Here is a 16,593-nt window from a genome sequence, read left to right as displayed (position 1 = left end):
GCAGGGTGGATCGTGGTTTGGCTGTTTCCACGTCCTCCGATCCACGATCCGCTTTCCCCATATCGCACACCCCATAACGCAGTGCGGAACTTTTCCCCCGCCTCCCGCCTCTAACCTATGAGGTGACTTTGAATGACTCTGCTGACCTACATACGTGGCCCCAGTCTGACTGGACAGACGAGGCGCTGGTGCAGGCCTTCCGGCAGCCGGGGCCGCGCAGCGAGGGGGCGTTCGAGGTGCTAGTCACGCGCCACGCGCCGCGCATTCATCGCCTCGCCGCCAGCATGGTCGGCCCCGGCGCGGCAGACGACGTGGTGCAGGACGTGTTTATCGCGGTTCACGGCGGCCTGAACAACTTCCGGGCAGAGGCCGCCTTCTCCACCTGGCTGCACCGAATCGCCCTGAATGCCTGCACGCGGGCGCTGAAGGCCAGCCAGCCTGTGCCGCTGGAATCGGTAGCCGAACCCGCCGCGCCGCACGATCTGGTGTTGTCGGGAGAAAATACTGACTTACGCGAACGCTTGGCCCGCGCCATGCACACGCTGCCGCCCGATCAGCGCGAGGCGTTGGCCCTGCGCGAACTGTCGGGACTGGACTACGCCGAAATTGCCGAAATTACGGGCGCGGAACTGGGCACCGTGAAGAGCCGAATCAATCGGGCGCGGGCCGCGTTGCGCGTGCTGCTCACCAGAACAGGAGTCACCCCATGAGTCAGTTTGAGCCGGACATGTTTGAGTCAGGAATGGAAGCCAGCGACGCCGAACTGGACGCGCTCTTTGCGGCGGTCAGAGAGCCGAACGAGGCTGACGCGGGGGCGGCGGAGCGGTTTTTGGCAGGCCACCGCACGAGGCTGGCCGAAGCAAGGTCGCTCCAGGCTCAGCCGGTTGCCACTGCTGCGCGTCCGCTTTGGCCCACACGCGCTAAACCCACGAAATGGATTGCCGCCGCCCTCGCCTCAGCCGCCGTCATCGCTGGAGTCAGCGTGTTGCGGCCCGCGCTGATGTCCGCTGATCTGCCCGCCAGTGCCGCTTACGCCGTGTATCAGGATGCGTTGGGGGAAGGATGGTAAAGCTCCTTCCAGCGCTGGGCCTGCTGCTCCTGAGTTCTGCCCACGCTACCGACTCCACCTCTGCCGCCCACGATCTGTCCGCCGCCCTCAAAAAAGCCCGCCAGTGGACGGCACGCGGGCAGGTGGAAGTCAGCGTCTTTTTTCCGCCCCGAACCACACCCACGCGCACCGCGAACGCCCTGCCCGCCGTCCCGTTCCGTCCCGCGCTGTTGGCCCGCAATTTTACGGTCACGCGGGGCGACTCGGAGGCCGTTGCAGGCCGCCCCAGCACGCGCTTTGACCTGATGCCCAGACGGGGTGTGGCGGCCCGCTGGAGTCTGTGGATAGACCAGGCGTGGAAGGTGCCGTTGGCCTTCGAGGAACGCATGCCAGACGGCACGCTGGCCCGCCGCGCCGCGTTCGTGAAGGTGAATGGGGCGTTGGCCCGCGTCCCTGTGCAGCCACTCTCTTCTGGCATCGGCCTCGGCGCGGTTCTGAAAGCCGCCTTGCCGGGCCTGCGCCTGCCTGCTGGCTTTACGCCCGTCGCTGCCAGAGCCCGTGCCGAGGGTCAGGGCGGCACCGAAATCACGTTGTCGGACGGCGTGAATGTGCTGGCCCTGATCGTGGCTCCACGCAATGTGCGCCCAGCGGTGGGCGTGGCCTCGGTGCGCGTGGCGGGAGCGGGCGGCGTGCGCTTTGTGTGGCTGGTCGGCAACCTGCCCGAATCCGCGTTGAAAACGGCACTGGCGAACGTGCGGCAGGTAGATGAGGCGGGGCTGGGAACTTTTGCCGCTCCGGTTGACTCCAACAGATAAGAACCGTCCGTGTTGCCCTTCTCACCGCCCTTCACCTTCAGGAGCCACCTTCATGACCCTTGCCCCGTATTCCCGCCCGCTGACCGCCGAAGACGCCGCGCACCTGCTGAGGCGCACCGCGTTCGGGGCCACCGATGCCCAGATTCGGGCGCTGGTGGGAAGTGACGCCCGCACGGTGGCCCGCGACCTGCTCAGTTTTGACGGCGCTGTGGCCCCCGGCAATCCCTTCGACCCCATGCAGGCGGCCACCCCCGGCGCGGGCCTGCAACTGATTCGCGCCCGCTGGCTGTTCGAGATGCTGTACGGCCCTCACCCCCTGCGCGAACGCCTGACGCTGCTGTGGAGCAACCATTTTGTGGTGGGCACCGACAAGGTGAAAAACGTGCCTGCACTGACCGAATACCTGTCGCTGCTGCGGCGGCACGCGGCCACGCCCAGTTTCTCGGCCCTCGCGCTGGACATAGCCCGCACGCCCGCCATGCTGCGTTACCTCGACAACGATCAGAACCGCAACGGCAAGCCCAACGAGAATTTCAGCCGGGAAGTGTTAGAACTGTTCACCACTGGAATCGGCTCCCCAACTCAACCAAACTATTCGGAAGAGGACGTGCGGGAAGGGGCGCGGGCGCTGAGTGGCTGGACGTTTGTGGGCGGGCGCGGCAACCAGAAGTATCTGGAAACGCCCAAATTTGTGTTCAACCCCAAGCAGCACGACGGGGGCCGCAAAACGTACCTCGGCAAAACGGGCAATCTGACGGGTGAAGACGTGATCGGGCTGGCGGCGGGGCATCCGGCCACCGCCCTTTTTGTGGCCCGCAAGCTGCACCGCGCCTTTGTCGCCGATGCACCCGCAGAGGCTGCCGTACAAGGCAGCGCCGAAACCTTTGCCCGCACGGGCGGCAACATCCGCGCCGTGCTGGAAGAACTGCTGTCCAGCGAGGCTTTTTATGCCAGCCGCGCCAGCTTAATTCGTAGCCCGGTGGAGTTCATCGCCGCTGCCCTCCGCAGCTTTGGGAGCCCGAAAATGGAACCCAAGCAACTGCTGAATCTGGTTCAGACCGCCGGACGAATGGGCCAATTGCTGCTGCAACCCGACACCGTGAAGGGCTGGGACGGGGGCCGCGAATGGATCAACGACACCACCCTGCTGGGGCGGATGCAACTGGCCGCCGCCCTGAGCCTCGGCGGGAGCGCCCCCAAGCTGGACATGCCGCCCACACCGTTGGCCCTACTTGGAACAGAGCGTGCAGCAACAGCGGCGGCCTTGAAGGGCCTGAGCGCTAAACAGCGCACTTATTTGATGCTGATCAGCCCGGAATTTCAACTTGCCTAAAAGCTAACCCCTCCGTCCCTCCGGGCTACCTTCCATCTCAGTTCCACTCACAGAGGTTTCCCCCATGCCCCTACACCGCCGCGATTTTCTTAAATATTCGGCCCTTGCCGTCGCCGCCACCAGCGGCATGCCCGGTTTCTTGGCGCGGGCGGCTACGCAAGCCACCGGTCAGAAGACCCTCGTGGTCATTCAGCTCACGGGCGGCAACGACGGCCTGAACACCCTGATTCCCTACAGTAACGGCGCGTACTACGCGGCCCGGCCCACTATCGCCATCCCCAAAAAAGACGTGCTGACCCTCGGCCCCGACCTCGGAATGCACCCTAGCCTGAAACCGCTGATGGGCCTCTGGGACGCGGGCCAACTGGCCTGGATGGAAAACATCGGCTACCCGAATCCCAACCGCTCGCACTTTGCCAGTATGGCGATCTGGCACACCGCCGACCCCACGCAGGCGCACTCGGATGGCTGGATCGGGCGCATTGCCGAACAGATCGGCGACCCCTTCTGTGCCAGCAATATTGGCAGCAGCACGCCGCAGGCCCTCCGCGCCGCCGAGTTCAGTCTGCCCAGCATTGACGCCGTAGACAATTTTCAGGTCAAGCTGCCCGCCGGACTGGAGGGAGCGTTCGGGGCCATGCTGGACGCACCCCGAGGCGGCGAGGCCGACTATCTGGCGCGGGCCACCCGCCAGATGATGAGCAATACCCAGAAAGTGCAGGCCAATGTGGGCAAATACAGGGCCGGGGCCACCTACCCGGAAGGCAAATTTGCCACCCAACTGAAGGATGTGGCCCGCCTGATCGCGTCTGGCACGGGTCAGCGCATTCTGTATGTCAGTTTAGGCGGCTTCGATACCCACGCGGGTCAGCGCGGCGAGCAAGATGAATTGCTGGCAACTCTAGCAGCGGGCCTCGCCGCCTTCCAGACCGATCTGGAGCGGCAGGGCGTGGCTGAGCGTGTGGTGGTCATGGGCTTTTCGGAGTTTGGGCGGCGCGTGGCCGAAAACGACTCTGCTGGAACCGATCACGGGCAGGGGAGTGTGATGTTTGCGCTGGGCAAGGGCGTCAAGGGCGGCATTCACGGCGACAGTCCCGATCTGGAAGACCTCTCGCTGGGCGACATCAAATACAAGCAGGATTTCCGGGGCGTGTACGCGGGCGCACTGATCAAGTGGCTGGGCTTGAATGCCCGCGACATTTTGGGCGGAGACTTCACGGGGCCGCAGTGGCTGGCGTAAAGAAACCTGGCCTGAAGGTGCAGGAGAAGCACGTTCTGGGCGGCATTCTCACCTTCCTTGTCCTGGCGACTCCCGCCGCACTGGCCCTGCCCAAATACCGCTTACAGGCTATTGCCCAGTTTCATTTGGATGATGGCAGCGGTTTGGCGGCCCTGGATCGCCGCGTGATGTCGTGCAGCTATTGCCATGTGAAGGAGTCGGGCGGCGCACCCTGGAACCCCTTTGGCGAGGCGATTCGCGCCACATTCAAGGCCAACGCCGAGGCGGGGGGCAAAGCAAAATTCCCCGAAATCCTAGCCATCTTGCTGGAATCGGGTGCCGATGCCGACGGCGACACCTACCCCGACGCGCTGGAAGTCTGGGCCAAAACGTTGCCGGGAGACGCGGCCAGCACGCCGACAGAGCCGCTAGAGACCGTGCAGGCCGGGTTTCAGGCGGCGGGCGGAATGGAGCAGTTTGGGCCGGGGAAAGAAGCGCCGAGGAAAGCAGAGAGGAAATAGCGCAAGTATTAGAGCGTGGATCGTAGATCGTGGTTTGGCTGTTCCCACGATCCACGTTCCACGCTCTGCTGTCCTACAGCCTCTTACCCGTCCTCATCCTCCGGTTCCTGTGCCGGGTGCGCCAACGGTTGAAAGCGGGCGTGATCCTCGGTGGGCGTCCGGTTTTCGCGCTCGGCATCGGCGGGGCCGGTATCTACGCCGCTGATCAACACCTCACTGATAACAGCCTCGCCCTGCTGGGATTCGCCAGAGTGCGCCTTGCCGCTGGGTTGTGTCATGCCCCACAGTCTAGACCCGTTTTACCCGTGCTAGGTGTGCGCCCGCTCAAGGCCTTTGCCGCAATTGTCATTCTCCCTACGGTCAGGTCTGCCTATTAGCGAGTAAACACTCACTTATGGCCCGCCCCCGCATTATCAGCGACGAACAAATCACGGCGGCGGCCCGTGAAGTGTTTCTAGAACATGGTTTTTCGGCGACAACTGCCGAAATTGCGCGGCGTGCCGGGATTTCTGAAGGCACGCTCTTTAAACGATTTCCCAGTAAGGAGGACATTTTTGAGGAAGTGGTGGGGCTGCGGGAAGCTCCCCAATGGCGAGAACATCTGAATGCACAGGTCGGCTGCGGCGATGTGCGGCGCAATCTGGAACGCGCCGCGCTGGAACTTCTGGAGGCTGCCGCCCGCCTGTTGCCCAACCTGATGCTCATGTTTTCTCGCGGTCAGGCCAACCCGATGCTGATGAAACTCGACAACCCGATGCGCGAGGATACGCAGGCGGTGGCCTCTTACTTGCGGGCAGAAGTGGCGCTGGGACGCATTCGCCCGGTAGATGCCGATGTGACGGCGCTGCTGTGGATGGGCGCGCTGACGCAGTACTTGCATCTCGAACACCTGATGCCCGACCCCCACCGCCCGCCAATGGACAGCGGGCGGCTGGTGCGCGGCGTGATGGATGTGCTGTGGCCGGGGCTGGAGCCGTGACCCGCTGGGCCACTCCTGCGGAGGGTGAGGTGGGAACCTTTTGACCACCTTTCCCGTAAACTCTGCATGTAAGTGAGTCGGCACTCGTTAACTGTCCAGTCATCCCAGTTTTCCTCCTCCCTGTCCCCCTTGAGGTTGCCTGTTTCTATGCGATTTTCTCTAACTGTTTTGTTGTCTGTGACGCTGCTGGTGGGTCTGCCCGACGCGCATGCCCAGATCGCCCCTCCTCCTGCCCCGACTGAAGCTGCCCCCGCTGCTGCTCCAACCGCTCCCACTGGCCCCACGGCTCCGACTGCCCCCACGCTGACCCTCGCGCAAACGCTGACGCTGGTGCGGGCTTCTCCGGGCTGGCGCAGCGCCGATTTGCAGTACCGCTCGGCGCAACTGGCCCTCGACAGCGCCCGCGCCCGTGCCGGTTTGAGTGTTACGGTGGGCACCGACGCCAGTCTGGTCAAGGTGCCTTTTGATTCGGGAAGCTGGCTGAGCAATGCCACCCTGACGGCACAGATATCGGCCAGTGTGCTGCCCTGGTCGGCCACCTTCGAGGGCGTGCGCATTGCCGAACGCGCGCTGAACCGCGCCGGGGCCGACCTGCGCGACGCCCGTGTTTCGCTGATGGTGCAGGCAGTTCGGGCCTACGGTTCGGCGCGGGAAGCCACCGCTGGTGCGGCTTTGGCCGAGGTTCAGGCCGCGCTTGCCGCCCGCCAACTGGAAGTGGCCCGTGCCCAGCGTGCCGCCACCCTGATTCCAGAACTGGCCCTACAGGAGCGCGAAGGAGGCCTGCAAAGTGCCCAGAATGCGGTGGCACAGGCCCGGACTGCCGTAAATCTGGCGGCGCGTGGGCTGGCAAACCTGTTGGGCCAGAGCGTGACCCTGCCCAGTACGGCTGCCGCCTTCGATGCTGTGCCGCCCGTACCTGCCGCCCCCGCCGATGTCGATGTCCTCGTGACCCGCGCCCTGCTGGCCCGCCCCGAAGTGATCCGTGCCGCCGCGCAACTGGCCGATGCCGGAGCACAGAAACGCGCCGCGCAACTGGATATTTCCTTGCCTGACGTTTCCACTGGTGTGCAGTACGGCCAATTGGGAAGTACGACGGGCAGCGCGGGGCGCACAGTGGGCGGCAGCCTGAACGTCAAATCGGGCGTGGCGGCGGCGCAGGTCAGCTTTCCTTTGCGCGAACCTGCCACCGCGTTGCCGACAGGATTGGCCCTCAGCCTCAGTGCCAGCCTGCCTGTGTTTGGCAGCGGCAAAGGCACGGCCCTGACCAGTGCCGATGTGGGCCAGCAAGCCGCAGCCCTGGCACTGGAATCGGCCCGTCAAAGCGTTGACTTGGATGTGCGCCAGAAGGCCGCCGATCTGCTGACTGCCCTTGACCGGGTAGAGGAAGCAGCCTCGGCTTTGGCGCGCGCCCAGGCCAACCTGACCAGCACCCGCGCCCGCCTGGACGCCGGACTGGTGACCCCGCTGGATGTGGCGCAGGCCGAACTGAGCGCCGCGCAGGCCCAGAACGCGCTGAACGCTGCCACCTCCAACGCTTACGTTTCTTCGCTGCTGCTGGCACAGGCCAGTACCGAGCTTGATCCCACCCTACTCAATCCAAACCAGCCCAACCCACTTGCCCTGCCCACCGGAGGCCGCCCATGACCCGTACCATCAACACCCGCATCTCTTCCCTTCCCGCCCTGCTGCTGACCCTCGGCCTCTCGCTGGCGGCTTCCGCCTCTGCCCAGGCCGTCAGCCTGACGTTGCAGAGTGCCGTGACCCGTGCGCTGGCCAGCGGCCCCGACGTGACCACCGCCCGCGCCAACTTGCAAAAGGCTCAGGCCAACCTGAAAGCGGTGCAGGCCGATCCCACATCCATCATCACCACGCTGACGCAGGCCCAGCAGGACGCGGCGGCGCAGGCCGTGACGCTGGACGGCACCAAGCTGAACATTGCTCAGACGGTACTGGGGCAGTATGTGGGCGCGTTTGAAGCTGCCGGACGGGTCACACTGAACGCTTCCCAGGTGGCGCTGGATGAGCGCAATTTGGCGATTGCCCGCGCCCGGTTGCAGGCCCGCGTGGCCACCCAACTGGACGTGAACCGCGCCCAGACCAGCCTGAACCAGAACCGTCAGGAGTTGGCCGATGCCCGCGCCCAGCAACCCGTACTGGAATCGCAATTGGCCCGCACCCTCGGCCTGCCCACCGGCACCGACCTGACGCTCACCGCCCCGCCCGCGCCGCCCAAGCCCTCGCTGACACTGGCCAGCCTGCAATCGGGCCTGGAGAAACGCCTGCCCTCCTTGGTGCAGGCCGCTCAGGGCGTGGCTTTCGCCAACCTTCAGGTCAGCATTGCCAACAACGATTACACCCCGGTTCGCACCCTGCAAGACGCCCGAACTGCCCTCGCCAACGCGCAGCGCAGCCTGGACGACGCCACCCGCGCTGCCAATACGCAGGTGCGCGACGCCTACCGCAGCTTTCAGGACGCGCAGGAACGGGTAGACCTGGCCCGCCAGAGCGCCGCCAACGCCCAGACCAGCCTGACGCAGGCGCAGGCCCGCCTGAAAGCCGGAACCGCCGCCGCCGTAGAAGTGCAGCAGGCACAGGTGCAAAGCTCTCAATCGGCCTTTGCCGTCATTCAGGCCCAGAACAACCTGTGGCGGGCGCTGGCGGCGCTGTCTACGGCGTCGGGCAACGATGTCACCGGACTGGTGAGGTGAGCCGGATGGCAGAGAAGCGTCTTCCCCTTGCCCTGACCTTGCTGACCCTGACGCTGCTGGTGGCCTGCACGCCCCCCGGCGGCAACACGGCAGCGGCGGAAGGGGAAGCCAAACCCGCCGCCGCAACGACCAGCAACGATCTGGACGCCGCGCCCGCCAAAACCACCACCCTCAGTGTGCGCGTGGTGGCGGCCAAAACCGGAACCCTGAGTGTGCAGCGCACCTCCAGCGCCACCATTCAGGCTGACCGCGACAGCAAGGTGGCGGCCCAGAGCGGCGGCAACGTGGTGCGCGTGCTGGTCACCGAGGGCGAGGAGGTTCGCGCCGGACAGGTCGTGGTGCAACTCGACGATTCTCAGCAGCGGCAGGCCCTGGAAAATGCCCGACTTCAGGTGCAGCAGGCCCAGATCAACCTGAACCAGACCCGCACCACCACCGGGCAGGCCACCACGTCGCTGAATGCGGCGGTGCAGGCGGCTCAGGCCACGCTGTCTCAGGCGCAGCAAAATGCCCAGAGCAGCGAAAGCCTGTACGCACTCGGCGGGATCAGCTTGGCCGATTTGCAGAGTGCGCGGGCGCAGTTGGCCACCGCCCAGAGCCAGTTGGCGCAGGCCCGCAATTCTCTATCCCAGAACGGCCAGAATGCTCAGGGCAGCGTGCCGCTTCAGCAGGCGCAACTGAGCAGCGCACAGGCCGGAGTGCGTCAGGCCGAGGAAAATCTGGCCCGCACGGCGGTTCGCGCTCCCTTTGCAGGCACGGTGGCCAGCCTGAATGTGCAGGTCGGAGAGTTTGCGGGACAGGGCAGCACCGTGTTCAGGCTGGTTGACCCCGGCTCCATCAAAGTGCAGTTCAATGCCACCACCGCCGACGCCGCCGCCCTGACCGCCGGAACCAAACTGAATCTCGGCTATGGGGGCGTCAATTATGTTGCCACCGTGCAGGACAGCCCCCGAATCGCCGGAGCAGACCGACTCGTGCCTATTACGGCGCGGGTGCAGGGCGGCGCGGCCCTTCCGGTGGGGGCCAGCGCACAGGCCCGCTACCGCGCCACGTTGGGGCAGGGCGTCCTGATTCCCAGCGGGGCCGTGCAGGTCGATGGGGGAGAAAACGCCGTGTACCTCGCGGCGGGCACAGCGGCCCAGCGGCAGACGGTCACGGTGGTGGCCGAATCCGGCGGTCAGGTGGCGGTGCGCGGGCTGGACGCGGGCGCACAGGTCATTTCTCCGGTGCCGCCCAGCCTGCAAGACGGCGCGAGCATCCGCGTAGAAACGGCCCCGGCTGCAACTGGAGGAGCTGCAACCGGAGGAGACGCCCCATGAGCACGCACGACCCCGACGGCGCAGATTTGGCCTCACGCGGCACCCTCCCCGACGGCACGCCCGAACCGGCCATCAATCCGATCATCCGTTTCAGCGTCCGAAATTACGTTTTTTCTATCGGCATTTTTGTGATGCTGGTGCTGTTCGGGCTGGTGGCGACCCTGCGCCTGGGCGTGGAACTCCTGCCCAATTTCGAGGTGCCGATTCTGGCGGTCAGTACGGCCTATCCGGGGGCCAACCCCGACCAGGTCGACCGTGAAGTCAGCCGCCGCGTGGAGGACGCCGTGAGTACCATCGCGGGCGTCATCGACATCAACACGACCAGCGTCAGCAACCAGTCGGCGGTTGTTATCACCTTTGCCGACAGTGTGGACATCGACAGCGCCGCCAACTCGGTGTCTCAGGCGGTGGCAGCCATTCGCGGCATCTTGCCCGACGGCACCGAAGCGCCTGTGGTGCAAAAATTCGACCCCAACGCTACGCCGATTCTGACGCTGGCCCTGCTGGGTGGCTCGGCCCGCCCCAGTGAGGTGACCACCTTTGCCGAAGATACGCTGGTGCCGCGCCTGGAGCGTGTAGAAGGCGTGGCCGACGTGGGCCTGTCGGGTGGCCCGCAACGCCAGATTCAGGTGCTGCTCGACCCGGCCCGCCTGCAAAACTACAACCTCACGCCCGCCCGGATTACGGGGGCCATCAGTGCCTCGGCCCTCGATTTGCCCGCTGGAACAGTTACTCAGGGCGGCAGCACCACCCAGTTTTCCACCCGCAATACCCCCACCAGCGTCGGTGACGTGAGCCGGATCATCGTCGATCCGTCTACGGGCCTGCGTGTGGCCGATGTCGCCAGTATCCGCGACGGGGCGGCCGCCAGCACCAGCTTTGCCCGTGTAAACGGTCAGCCCGCCGTGCTGCTCGACGTTCGCAAGGCCAGCGGCACCAACAGTGTGGCCGTGACCGACAACGTGCGGGCCGCCATGCAGGCCCAGCCACTCCCCGCTGGCTACAGCCTCAGCCTCGCCAACGACACCACCCTGGAAACGCGTGGCAGTATCAAGGACACCTTCAAGGAGTTCCTGATCGCTGTCGGCGCGGTGGGCGTCATCTGCCTGCTGTTCCTGGGCCGCCTCAACGCCGCGTTTGCGGTCATTCTGGCGATTCCTATTTCCATCAGCGCCGCGCCGCTGCTGTTCAGCTTGCTGGGCTTCACCTTCAATATCATTTCGCTGCTGGCCATTATTGTCGCCATCGGCATCGTCGTGGACGACTCCATCGTGGTGGCCGAGAACGTGCAGCGCTACCGCGACATGGGCTATGACCGCGTGAAATCGGTGTTGCTGGGCGGCTCGGAAGTGTTCAGCGCCGTGACGGCTGCCAGCTTTTCGCTGCTGGCCGTGCTGATTCCGCTCAGCTTTATGCCCGGCATCATCGGCCAGTTTTTTAGCCAGTTTGCATTGGGCATTGCCGCCGCCATCGTGCTCAGTTGGCTGGAAAGTCTGCTGTTTCTGACCGTGCGAATGGCCTACACCGAAGAAACCAAGGCCGTGTCCTGGCGCGACCTGCCGCGTGTGCTGGCCCGCCTGCCCGAACTGTTCCGCCGCGCCTTGCTGGGTATTCGCAGCGTGGGGGGCTGGATTGGTCTGCTGCTGGCGGGTGCGGCGGCGGGCGCGGGTCTGGCCCAGGTGCTTCCGGTTCCGGTGGCGCTGGGCCTGTCGGTGCTGCTGGCTCCGGTGGTACTGGCCGTCGTCCGCTACATCCTGACCGTGCTGTACGCCGTGCTGGAAGCCCTCACGGGCACGCTGCACGGCATCACCAACCGCGCCGTCACTGGGGTGGCCCGCGCCTATGCCCGCAGTGTGGAGCACGTGCTAGACCGTTCCTGGATCGTGATGCTGGTGGCCGCCCTGTTCCTGTTCAGTGTGCCGCTCGCCATGCGCAACGTGGGCTTTGCCTTCACGCCTGCCAGCGACAGCGGCATTCTGACCGTGGATCTGGAGTTGCCTGTCGGCACCGATCTGACCACCACCAACAACCTCACCCGCCGGATAGAAGAGAACCTGCTGGCCCGCCCCGAAGTGCGGCTGGTGCAGACCAGTGTGGGCAGCGGCGGGGCGCTGGGCGGCAGCAACGCCAATTCCTCCAGCCTCACGATTACCCTGATTCCCAAGGCCGAGCGCGAGAACATCGAAATTCTCAGCGCCCGCTACCTGAAAGACCTCCAGCCCACGGTCAGCACCCTCCCCGGAGCAGAACTGCGTGCGGCGGCTGCACAGGGCGGCCCCGGCGGAAGCTCCGATATTCCGCTGGCCCTGACTGCACCCACACAGGCCCTGCTGATTCAGCGCAACCGCGACGTCGTGCGCCTGCTGTCTCAGGATCCCAATATTTCGACCCTCAAAAGCAGCCTGAGCGCCACCCGGCAGGAGCGGACTTTCGTGCCCGATCCGGCGCGTCTGGCGGGCAGCGGCCTGAGTGCCAGCGACGTGGCACAGGCCCTGCGGACCTACAACGACGGCTCCACCGCTGGAAGCCTGCGCGACGGAGACCGTTCTATAGACATCGTGGTGCGCCTTGACCCCGCCCTCGTGCAGGATGAACAGAGCCTCCTGTCTCAGACGGTGTATTCGCAGGCGCTGAACGCCAATCTGCCGCTGTCTCAACTCGGCGCGTTCCAGTTGTCGCAGGCTCCGGCCACCCTCAGCCGCCTGAACAAGGCCTACACCGCCACCATCGACATCGACCTGATCGAGAACGGCCCAAACGCCTTCGGCTACCAGCAGACCATCATCGACAACGTGACGAAAGCGGGCCTGCTCACGGGCGGCGTCACGCTGGGCAACGCCAGTGCGTTCGGCAGCGCGGGCCTGACCGGAGACCTGGTGTTTTACGGCCCCATCGTCCTGATCCTGGCCATTTTGCTCACGTACCTCGTGCTGGGCAGCCAGTTCAACTCGTTCCGTTACCCCATCTATCTGCTGCTGCCTGTGCCCATCGCCATCGTGGGCGCACTCTGGACGCTCAGCCTGTTCCGGGTCAATCTGGACGTGATCACGGTGCTGGGCATGGTCATCTTGCTGGGCCTGTCTACCAAGAACTCCATCCTGTACCTGGAATTCGTGACCGAGCGCGTGCGTACCATGCCGCTGCGGGAAGCCCTGGTGGAAGCCGCCGAACTGCGTTTCCGCCCGATTCTGATGACCACGCTGACCGTGTTGGTGATCAGTATTCCCCTGATCTTGGGCACGGGCGACGGCGCAGAATTCCGCAAGGGCCTCGGCATCGTGATTCTGGGCGGCGTGATTACCTCCACCCTGCTCACCTTCTTTGTCGTGCCGACCGTCTTCTGGACATTCGAGCGCAAGCGGATCAAGCCGCCGCAACCCAGAGTGCAGCAGCCCAAGCCTGATCTGGGCGGAGGCGTGCTCCCTGCGGGCGACTGACCATTCAAGCTCTCTGGCCCCCTTTCCTGTGTGGAGAGGGGGTTTTGCTTTCGAGCTTGTGTGTAGACCCCCCAGTCTGCTTCGCAGCCAGCCCCCCTTGACTTGCAAAGCTCCGCAGGACGGGGGAGCGCAAAAGCGTAGTTGTCCTCCCCTCAAGGGGGGGGCGTTGCGGAGCAATGGGGGTTCACCTTCCAACTCTGCCGTCCAACACTTCCACCCCACCGCTCCCCAGCTCAATCCAAAAGGCCAACCTAAAGGCGCGGTCAGCGTTTTCTTCCGCCCCCCGGCCTAGAATGCCGCTCATAGAGCCGCGCGGTGTCCCGGCCCCGCCGTCAGCGTGCGTGCAGGGACTTGGGTGCGCGGCAACCAGATCAAGGAGAACGCCGTTATGGACTGGAAAAATCTTCCGAGCAGTGGGGGCGGAGTGCAGGATCGGCGGGGCGGCGGTGGCCTGCCGGGGGGCGGCATCGCGGTGGGCGGCATCGGGGGTCTGGTCATTGCCCTGATCGCCATGTTCTTTGGCGTAGACCCCAGTGTCATTCTGGGCGGCGGCTCGCAAACTGCACCCACGCAGCAATCTCAGACTCAAAGTTCTGCGCCTGCCGACGATGAAAGCTTCCAGTTCGTAGACCGGATTCTGGGCAGCACCAATCAGGTCTGGACGGGAGTATTTCAGCAATCGGGCCGGGTGTATACCAAGCCCACGCTCGTGCTGTTCAGCGGCGGCACCACCAGTGGATGCGGCAACGCCGACAGCAGCGTGGGGCCATTTTATTGCCCGCTGGACAACAAGATTTATCTGGACACCAGCTTTTTTGCCACTATGCAGAAGCGGCTCGGTGGCGGCGGCGAGTTCGCGTACTCCTACGTGATCGCGCATGAGGTCGGCCACCACGTTCAGAACGAACTCGGCATCGCCGATCAGGTGGAACGCGCCCAGCGTCAGGCCCGCAGCGAGGCCGAATCTAACCGATACAGCGTGGCGCTGGAGTTGCAGGCCGACTGCTTTGCGGGCGTGTGGGCCAACAAGGTACGCGGCACTGAAGCCGCCAACCTGACCGACGCCGACATCATGCAGGCGCTGAATACTGCTGCTGCCATCGGCGACGACGCCTTGCAGCGCCAAGGCCGAGGCTACGTGGTACCTGACAGCTTTACGCACGGCAGCAGCCAGCAGCGCGTGACCTGGTTCAAGCGCGGCTTTACTGGCGGCGATGCGGCGCAGTGCGACACCTTCAAGGCCAGTTGAGCGTCTACTTACCTGACCGCACTGCCTCTCGCCCGACTTGGCCTTAATCTGTGTTGGGCAAGACTTCACCCGCCCCAATAGGCGGCGCACCTAGACTGCAACCCACGGAGGATTTACACATGACAAAAACTGAAGGCATGGATCAAGGCCGCATGATCAGCGGCGCGGCAGGCGGGGCACTCCTGCTGATGGGCCTTAAAAAACGCGGCGTACTCGGCCTGGGTATGGCCGCAGTGGGCGGTTACCTCGCCTACCGCGCCGCCACCGGCAACGATCCCGTGATGGCCGCCGCAGGCCTGAGCGGCAACGCCAGCGCCGCCAAGCCCATTTTCGTGGAGCACAGTGTGGTCATTGACCGCCCCGCCCAGCAGGTCTACGACTACTGGCGCAAACTGGACAACCTGCCCCACATCATGAGCCACCTGGAAACCGTGACCGTGCTGGACGACAAGCGCAGCCGTTGGGTCGCCAAGGCACCTCTGGGCACGCACGTCGAGTGGGAAGCCGAAATCGTGAACGACAAGCCCGGCGAGCGCATCGGCTGGCACAGCCTGCCCGGAGCCACCGTGGACAACGCAGGCAGCGTGCAGTTTGAGAGCATGCCCACTGGTGGCACGCGCATTCACGTGGCCCTCAGCTACCGCCCGCCCGCTGGCCCTCTCGGTGCAGCCGTCGCCAAGCTGTTTGGTGAGGAACCCAGCCAGCAGATTGCCGAAGACTTGCAGAAGTTCAAGGCCGCGTTTGAAGGCAGCAACCCTAAAAACTAAGGTTTGAAGTTGAAACAGGGCAGGCATTTCGGTGCTTGCCCTATTTTGTTATCTACTCTTCCGTCTCCGCCGCTTCCGCTACCACTTCCGACCCAGCCTCTACCACTGTCAGCGAGCGCAACGTGGCCCCCTGATGCCAGCCGTACTGCGGGTCTTTCAGGCCAAGTGTGGCGGCAATGGCGCGGGCGTTGGCCCCATCCGGTTCACCGTCAAGGCAAAACAGCAGAAAGCGCCGCCCACCGGGGGCAATGCGGATAAACAGATCAGTGCCGATTTCCAGTTGCTGGGTGCGGCTGAATTTCTCGGCGCGGGCCTGTGCGTACTTCAGGGCGTCGCGGATTTTGACGGTGACGGTGGGGTTGCTCATCGTTGCTCCGGTAGAGGTTGGGTGCCCTTCCGAACGCTGACGGGGTGGAGCGAGAGGGAGAAAAACTGGATTCCGCCGCATTCCTGCCCTGCATCAATCCCACACACAGGGCATCCACTCCGCGAAATCCAGTTCATGGACGCTCCAGTTTGGCCGGCGCTGTGTCAACCACCATCGGCGCGGCTTGCAGGCCCGTCAGCAGCATATCGGCGTACTGCTCAGCCACGTCACGCGGGGTCATGCTGCCGCCTGGGCGATACCACGTGTAGGCCCAGTTTACCGCCGACAGGATCAGGTTGGCCGTCATTTTGGGGTCGAGGTCGGGGCGCAGGCTGCCTTCGCGGATGCCCTCAATCACCAGATCGCGGTAAAAAGCGTCAATGGTGTCGCGCCAGTTGGTCACGCGGGTATAGGCTTCGGGCGACAGGTGCTTCCATTCATGAAAAAACACGGTGGCGCTCTCCATATTGTCGGCCACCACACGAATATGGCGGTGCATGGCTTCCCGGATTTTCTCGGGGGCGGGCAGGGGGTCGCCGCGCAGGGTAAACAGTGCGCCGTCAAATTGCCGGGCGGCACGGTCTACAATCCCGATCAACAGTTCATCTTTGGAAGCAATATGAGCGTACAGACTCCCCCCCTGCATCCCCAACTGGCCCGCAAGATCGCGCATAGAGGTCGCGTGATAGCCGCGCTCCGAAAACAGGCGGCTGGCGACCTCGTGAATCTGCTCGCGGCGCGGTTTGTTGGGCGCGGCGGGCAGTGGCGCGGGGGCTGGTGGGGGGCTGGAAGAATCCGTCATGGCATCTGTGAACGCGGCGGGCGCATTGG

The 16,593-nt window shown here is 64.7% G+C and carries 16 protein-coding genes; 13 read left to right on the top strand and 3 right to left on the bottom strand.

Translation table 11 applies throughout. From position 1 onward, the window contains the following. The first annotated feature begins 122 nt into the window (after positions 1-122). The 6 genes from M1R55_RS06005 (at position 123) to M1R55_RS05980 (ending at position 4,936) form a co-directional block, all read left to right on the top strand. Positions 123-710 carry an RNA polymerase sigma factor gene (locus M1R55_RS06005; RefSeq protein WP_249393787.1) on the top strand — a complete coding sequence of 196 codons (588 nt, stop codon included), beginning with the start codon at positions 123-125 and terminating at the stop codon, positions 708-710. After that, complete coding sequence (locus M1R55_RS06000) at positions 707-1,069, top strand: hypothetical protein (protein ID WP_249393786.1); 363 nt, start codon at positions 707-709, stop codon at positions 1,067-1,069. The genes M1R55_RS06005 and M1R55_RS06000 overlap by 4 nt, the downstream gene beginning before the upstream one ends. Then, positions 1,063-1,863 carry a transcriptional regulator gene (locus tag M1R55_RS05995; RefSeq protein ID WP_249393785.1) on the top strand — a complete coding sequence of 267 codons (801 nt, stop codon included), beginning with the start codon at positions 1,063-1,065 and terminating at the stop codon, positions 1,861-1,863. The genes M1R55_RS06000 and M1R55_RS05995 overlap by 7 nt, the downstream gene beginning before the upstream one ends. 52 nt (positions 1,864-1,915) lie before the next feature. Further along, complete coding sequence (locus M1R55_RS05990; RefSeq protein ID WP_249393784.1) at positions 1,916-3,196, top strand: DUF1800 family protein; 1,281 nt, start codon at positions 1,916-1,918, stop codon at positions 3,194-3,196. A 64-nt stretch (positions 3,197-3,260) separates the two neighbouring features. Next, positions 3,261-4,436 carry a DUF1501 domain-containing protein gene (locus M1R55_RS05985; RefSeq protein WP_249393783.1) on the top strand — a complete coding sequence of 392 codons (1,176 nt, stop codon included), beginning with the start codon at positions 3,261-3,263 and terminating at the stop codon, positions 4,434-4,436. After that, positions 4,424-4,936 carry a hypothetical protein gene (locus M1R55_RS05980; protein ID WP_249393782.1) on the top strand — a complete coding sequence of 171 codons (513 nt, stop codon included), beginning with the start codon at positions 4,424-4,426 and terminating at the stop codon, positions 4,934-4,936. The genes M1R55_RS05985 and M1R55_RS05980 overlap by 13 nt, the downstream gene beginning before the upstream one ends. Before the next feature lie 83 nt (positions 4,937-5,019). On the opposite strand, the gene M1R55_RS05975 is transcribed toward M1R55_RS05980, so the two are convergent. Beyond that, positions 5,020-5,214 carry a hypothetical protein gene (locus M1R55_RS05975; RefSeq protein ID WP_249393781.1) on the bottom strand — a complete coding sequence of 65 codons (195 nt, stop codon included), beginning with the start codon at positions 5,212-5,214 and terminating at the stop codon, positions 5,020-5,022. 116 nt (positions 5,215-5,330) lie between these two features. Between M1R55_RS05975 and M1R55_RS05970 the strand changes: the two genes are divergently transcribed. The 7 genes from M1R55_RS05970 to M1R55_RS05940 all read left to right on the top strand — a co-directional run bounded on the left by M1R55_RS05970 (position 5,331) and on the right by M1R55_RS05940 (position 15,395). Further along, positions 5,331-5,915 carry a TetR/AcrR family transcriptional regulator gene (locus M1R55_RS05970; RefSeq protein WP_249393780.1) on the top strand — a complete coding sequence of 195 codons (585 nt, stop codon included), beginning with the start codon at positions 5,331-5,333 and terminating at the stop codon, positions 5,913-5,915. A gap of 147 nt (positions 5,916-6,062) precedes the next feature. Further along, positions 6,063-7,559 carry a TolC family protein gene (locus tag M1R55_RS05965; RefSeq protein WP_249393779.1) on the top strand — a complete coding sequence of 499 codons (1,497 nt, stop codon included), beginning with the start codon at positions 6,063-6,065 and terminating at the stop codon, positions 7,557-7,559. Next, positions 7,556-8,623: a TolC family protein gene (locus tag M1R55_RS05960; protein ID WP_249393778.1), complete on the top strand. Its 1,068-nt coding sequence runs from the start codon at positions 7,556-7,558 to the stop codon at positions 8,621-8,623. Before M1R55_RS05965 ends, M1R55_RS05960 begins: the two co-directional genes overlap by 4 nt. A gap of 5 nt (positions 8,624-8,628) precedes the next feature. Continuing rightward, complete coding sequence (locus M1R55_RS05955; RefSeq protein ID WP_249393777.1) at positions 8,629-9,942, top strand: efflux RND transporter periplasmic adaptor subunit; 1,314 nt, start codon at positions 8,629-8,631, stop codon at positions 9,940-9,942. Next, positions 9,939-13,379 (top strand): efflux RND transporter permease subunit, encoded by a 3,441-nt coding sequence (locus M1R55_RS05950; RefSeq protein ID WP_249393776.1) that lies wholly within the window; start codon positions 9,939-9,941, stop codon positions 13,377-13,379. The genes M1R55_RS05955 and M1R55_RS05950 overlap by 4 nt, the downstream gene beginning before the upstream one ends. Positions 13,380-13,767: 388 nt before the next feature. After that, positions 13,768-14,628 carry a neutral zinc metallopeptidase gene (locus tag M1R55_RS05945; RefSeq protein ID WP_249393775.1) on the top strand — a complete coding sequence of 287 codons (861 nt, stop codon included), beginning with the start codon at positions 13,768-13,770 and terminating at the stop codon, positions 14,626-14,628. Between the two features lie 119 nt (positions 14,629-14,747). Then, positions 14,748-15,395, top strand: a complete 648-nt coding sequence (locus M1R55_RS05940; protein WP_249393774.1) for an SRPBCC family protein — start codon at positions 14,748-14,750, stop codon at positions 15,393-15,395. Between the two features lie 52 nt (positions 15,396-15,447). Here M1R55_RS05940 and M1R55_RS05935 read toward each other — a convergent pair whose 3' ends face one another. Together M1R55_RS05935 and M1R55_RS05930 are read right to left on the bottom strand one after the other, a co-directional pair. Then, on the bottom strand, positions 15,448-15,762 hold the full coding sequence (locus M1R55_RS05935) for a hypothetical protein (protein WP_249393773.1): 315 nt from the start codon (positions 15,760-15,762) through the stop codon (positions 15,448-15,450). A gap of 133 nt (positions 15,763-15,895) precedes the next feature. Beyond that, entirely contained in the window at positions 15,896-16,564 is a 669-nt protein-coding gene (locus tag M1R55_RS05930) for a TetR/AcrR family transcriptional regulator (protein WP_249393772.1), read from the bottom strand. Between the last annotated feature and the right edge of the window lie 29 nt (positions 16,565-16,593).

This window comes from Deinococcus sp. QL22, assembly GCF_023370075.1.
Taxonomy (GTDB): domain Bacteria; phylum Deinococcota; class Deinococci; order Deinococcales; family Deinococcaceae; genus Deinococcus.
This window is presented reverse-complemented; position numbering and strand designations above follow the sequence as displayed.

Bases quoted from the DNA above. Each gene is read 5' to 3' on its own strand.
- M1R55_RS05930 (WP_249393772.1), bottom strand. From the start codon at position 16,564: ATGACGGATTCTTCCAGCCCCCCACCAGCCCCCGCGCCACTGCCCGCC.
- M1R55_RS05970 (WP_249393780.1), top strand. From the start codon at position 5,331: ATGGCCCGCCCCCGCATTATCAGCGACGAACAAATCACGGCGGCGGCC.
- M1R55_RS06000 (WP_249393786.1), top strand. From the start codon at position 707: ATGAGTCAGTTTGAGCCGGACATGTTTGAGTCAGGAATGGAAGCCAGC.
- M1R55_RS05965 (WP_249393779.1), top strand. From the start codon at position 6,063: ATGCGATTTTCTCTAACTGTTTTGTTGTCTGTGACGCTGCTGGTGGGT.
- M1R55_RS05995 (WP_249393785.1), top strand. From the start codon at position 1,063: ATGGTAAAGCTCCTTCCAGCGCTGGGCCTGCTGCTCCTGAGTTCTGCC.
- M1R55_RS05935 (WP_249393773.1), bottom strand. From the start codon at position 15,762: ATGAGCAACCCCACCGTCACCGTCAAAATCCGCGACGCCCTGAAGTAC.
- M1R55_RS05955 (WP_249393777.1), top strand. From the start codon at position 8,629: ATGGCAGAGAAGCGTCTTCCCCTTGCCCTGACCTTGCTGACCCTGACG.
- M1R55_RS05975 (WP_249393781.1), bottom strand. From the start codon at position 5,214: ATGACACAACCCAGCGGCAAGGCGCACTCTGGCGAATCCCAGCAGGGC.
- M1R55_RS05950 (WP_249393776.1), top strand. From the start codon at position 9,939: ATGAGCACGCACGACCCCGACGGCGCAGATTTGGCCTCACGCGGCACC.
- M1R55_RS05940 (WP_249393774.1), top strand. From the start codon at position 14,748: ATGACAAAAACTGAAGGCATGGATCAAGGCCGCATGATCAGCGGCGCG.
- M1R55_RS05945 (WP_249393775.1), top strand. From the start codon at position 13,768: ATGGACTGGAAAAATCTTCCGAGCAGTGGGGGCGGAGTGCAGGATCGG.
- M1R55_RS05985 (WP_249393783.1), top strand. From the start codon at position 3,261: ATGCCCCTACACCGCCGCGATTTTCTTAAATATTCGGCCCTTGCCGTC.
- M1R55_RS05990 (WP_249393784.1), top strand. From the start codon at position 1,916: ATGACCCTTGCCCCGTATTCCCGCCCGCTGACCGCCGAAGACGCCGCG.
- M1R55_RS05960 (WP_249393778.1), top strand. From the start codon at position 7,556: ATGACCCGTACCATCAACACCCGCATCTCTTCCCTTCCCGCCCTGCTG.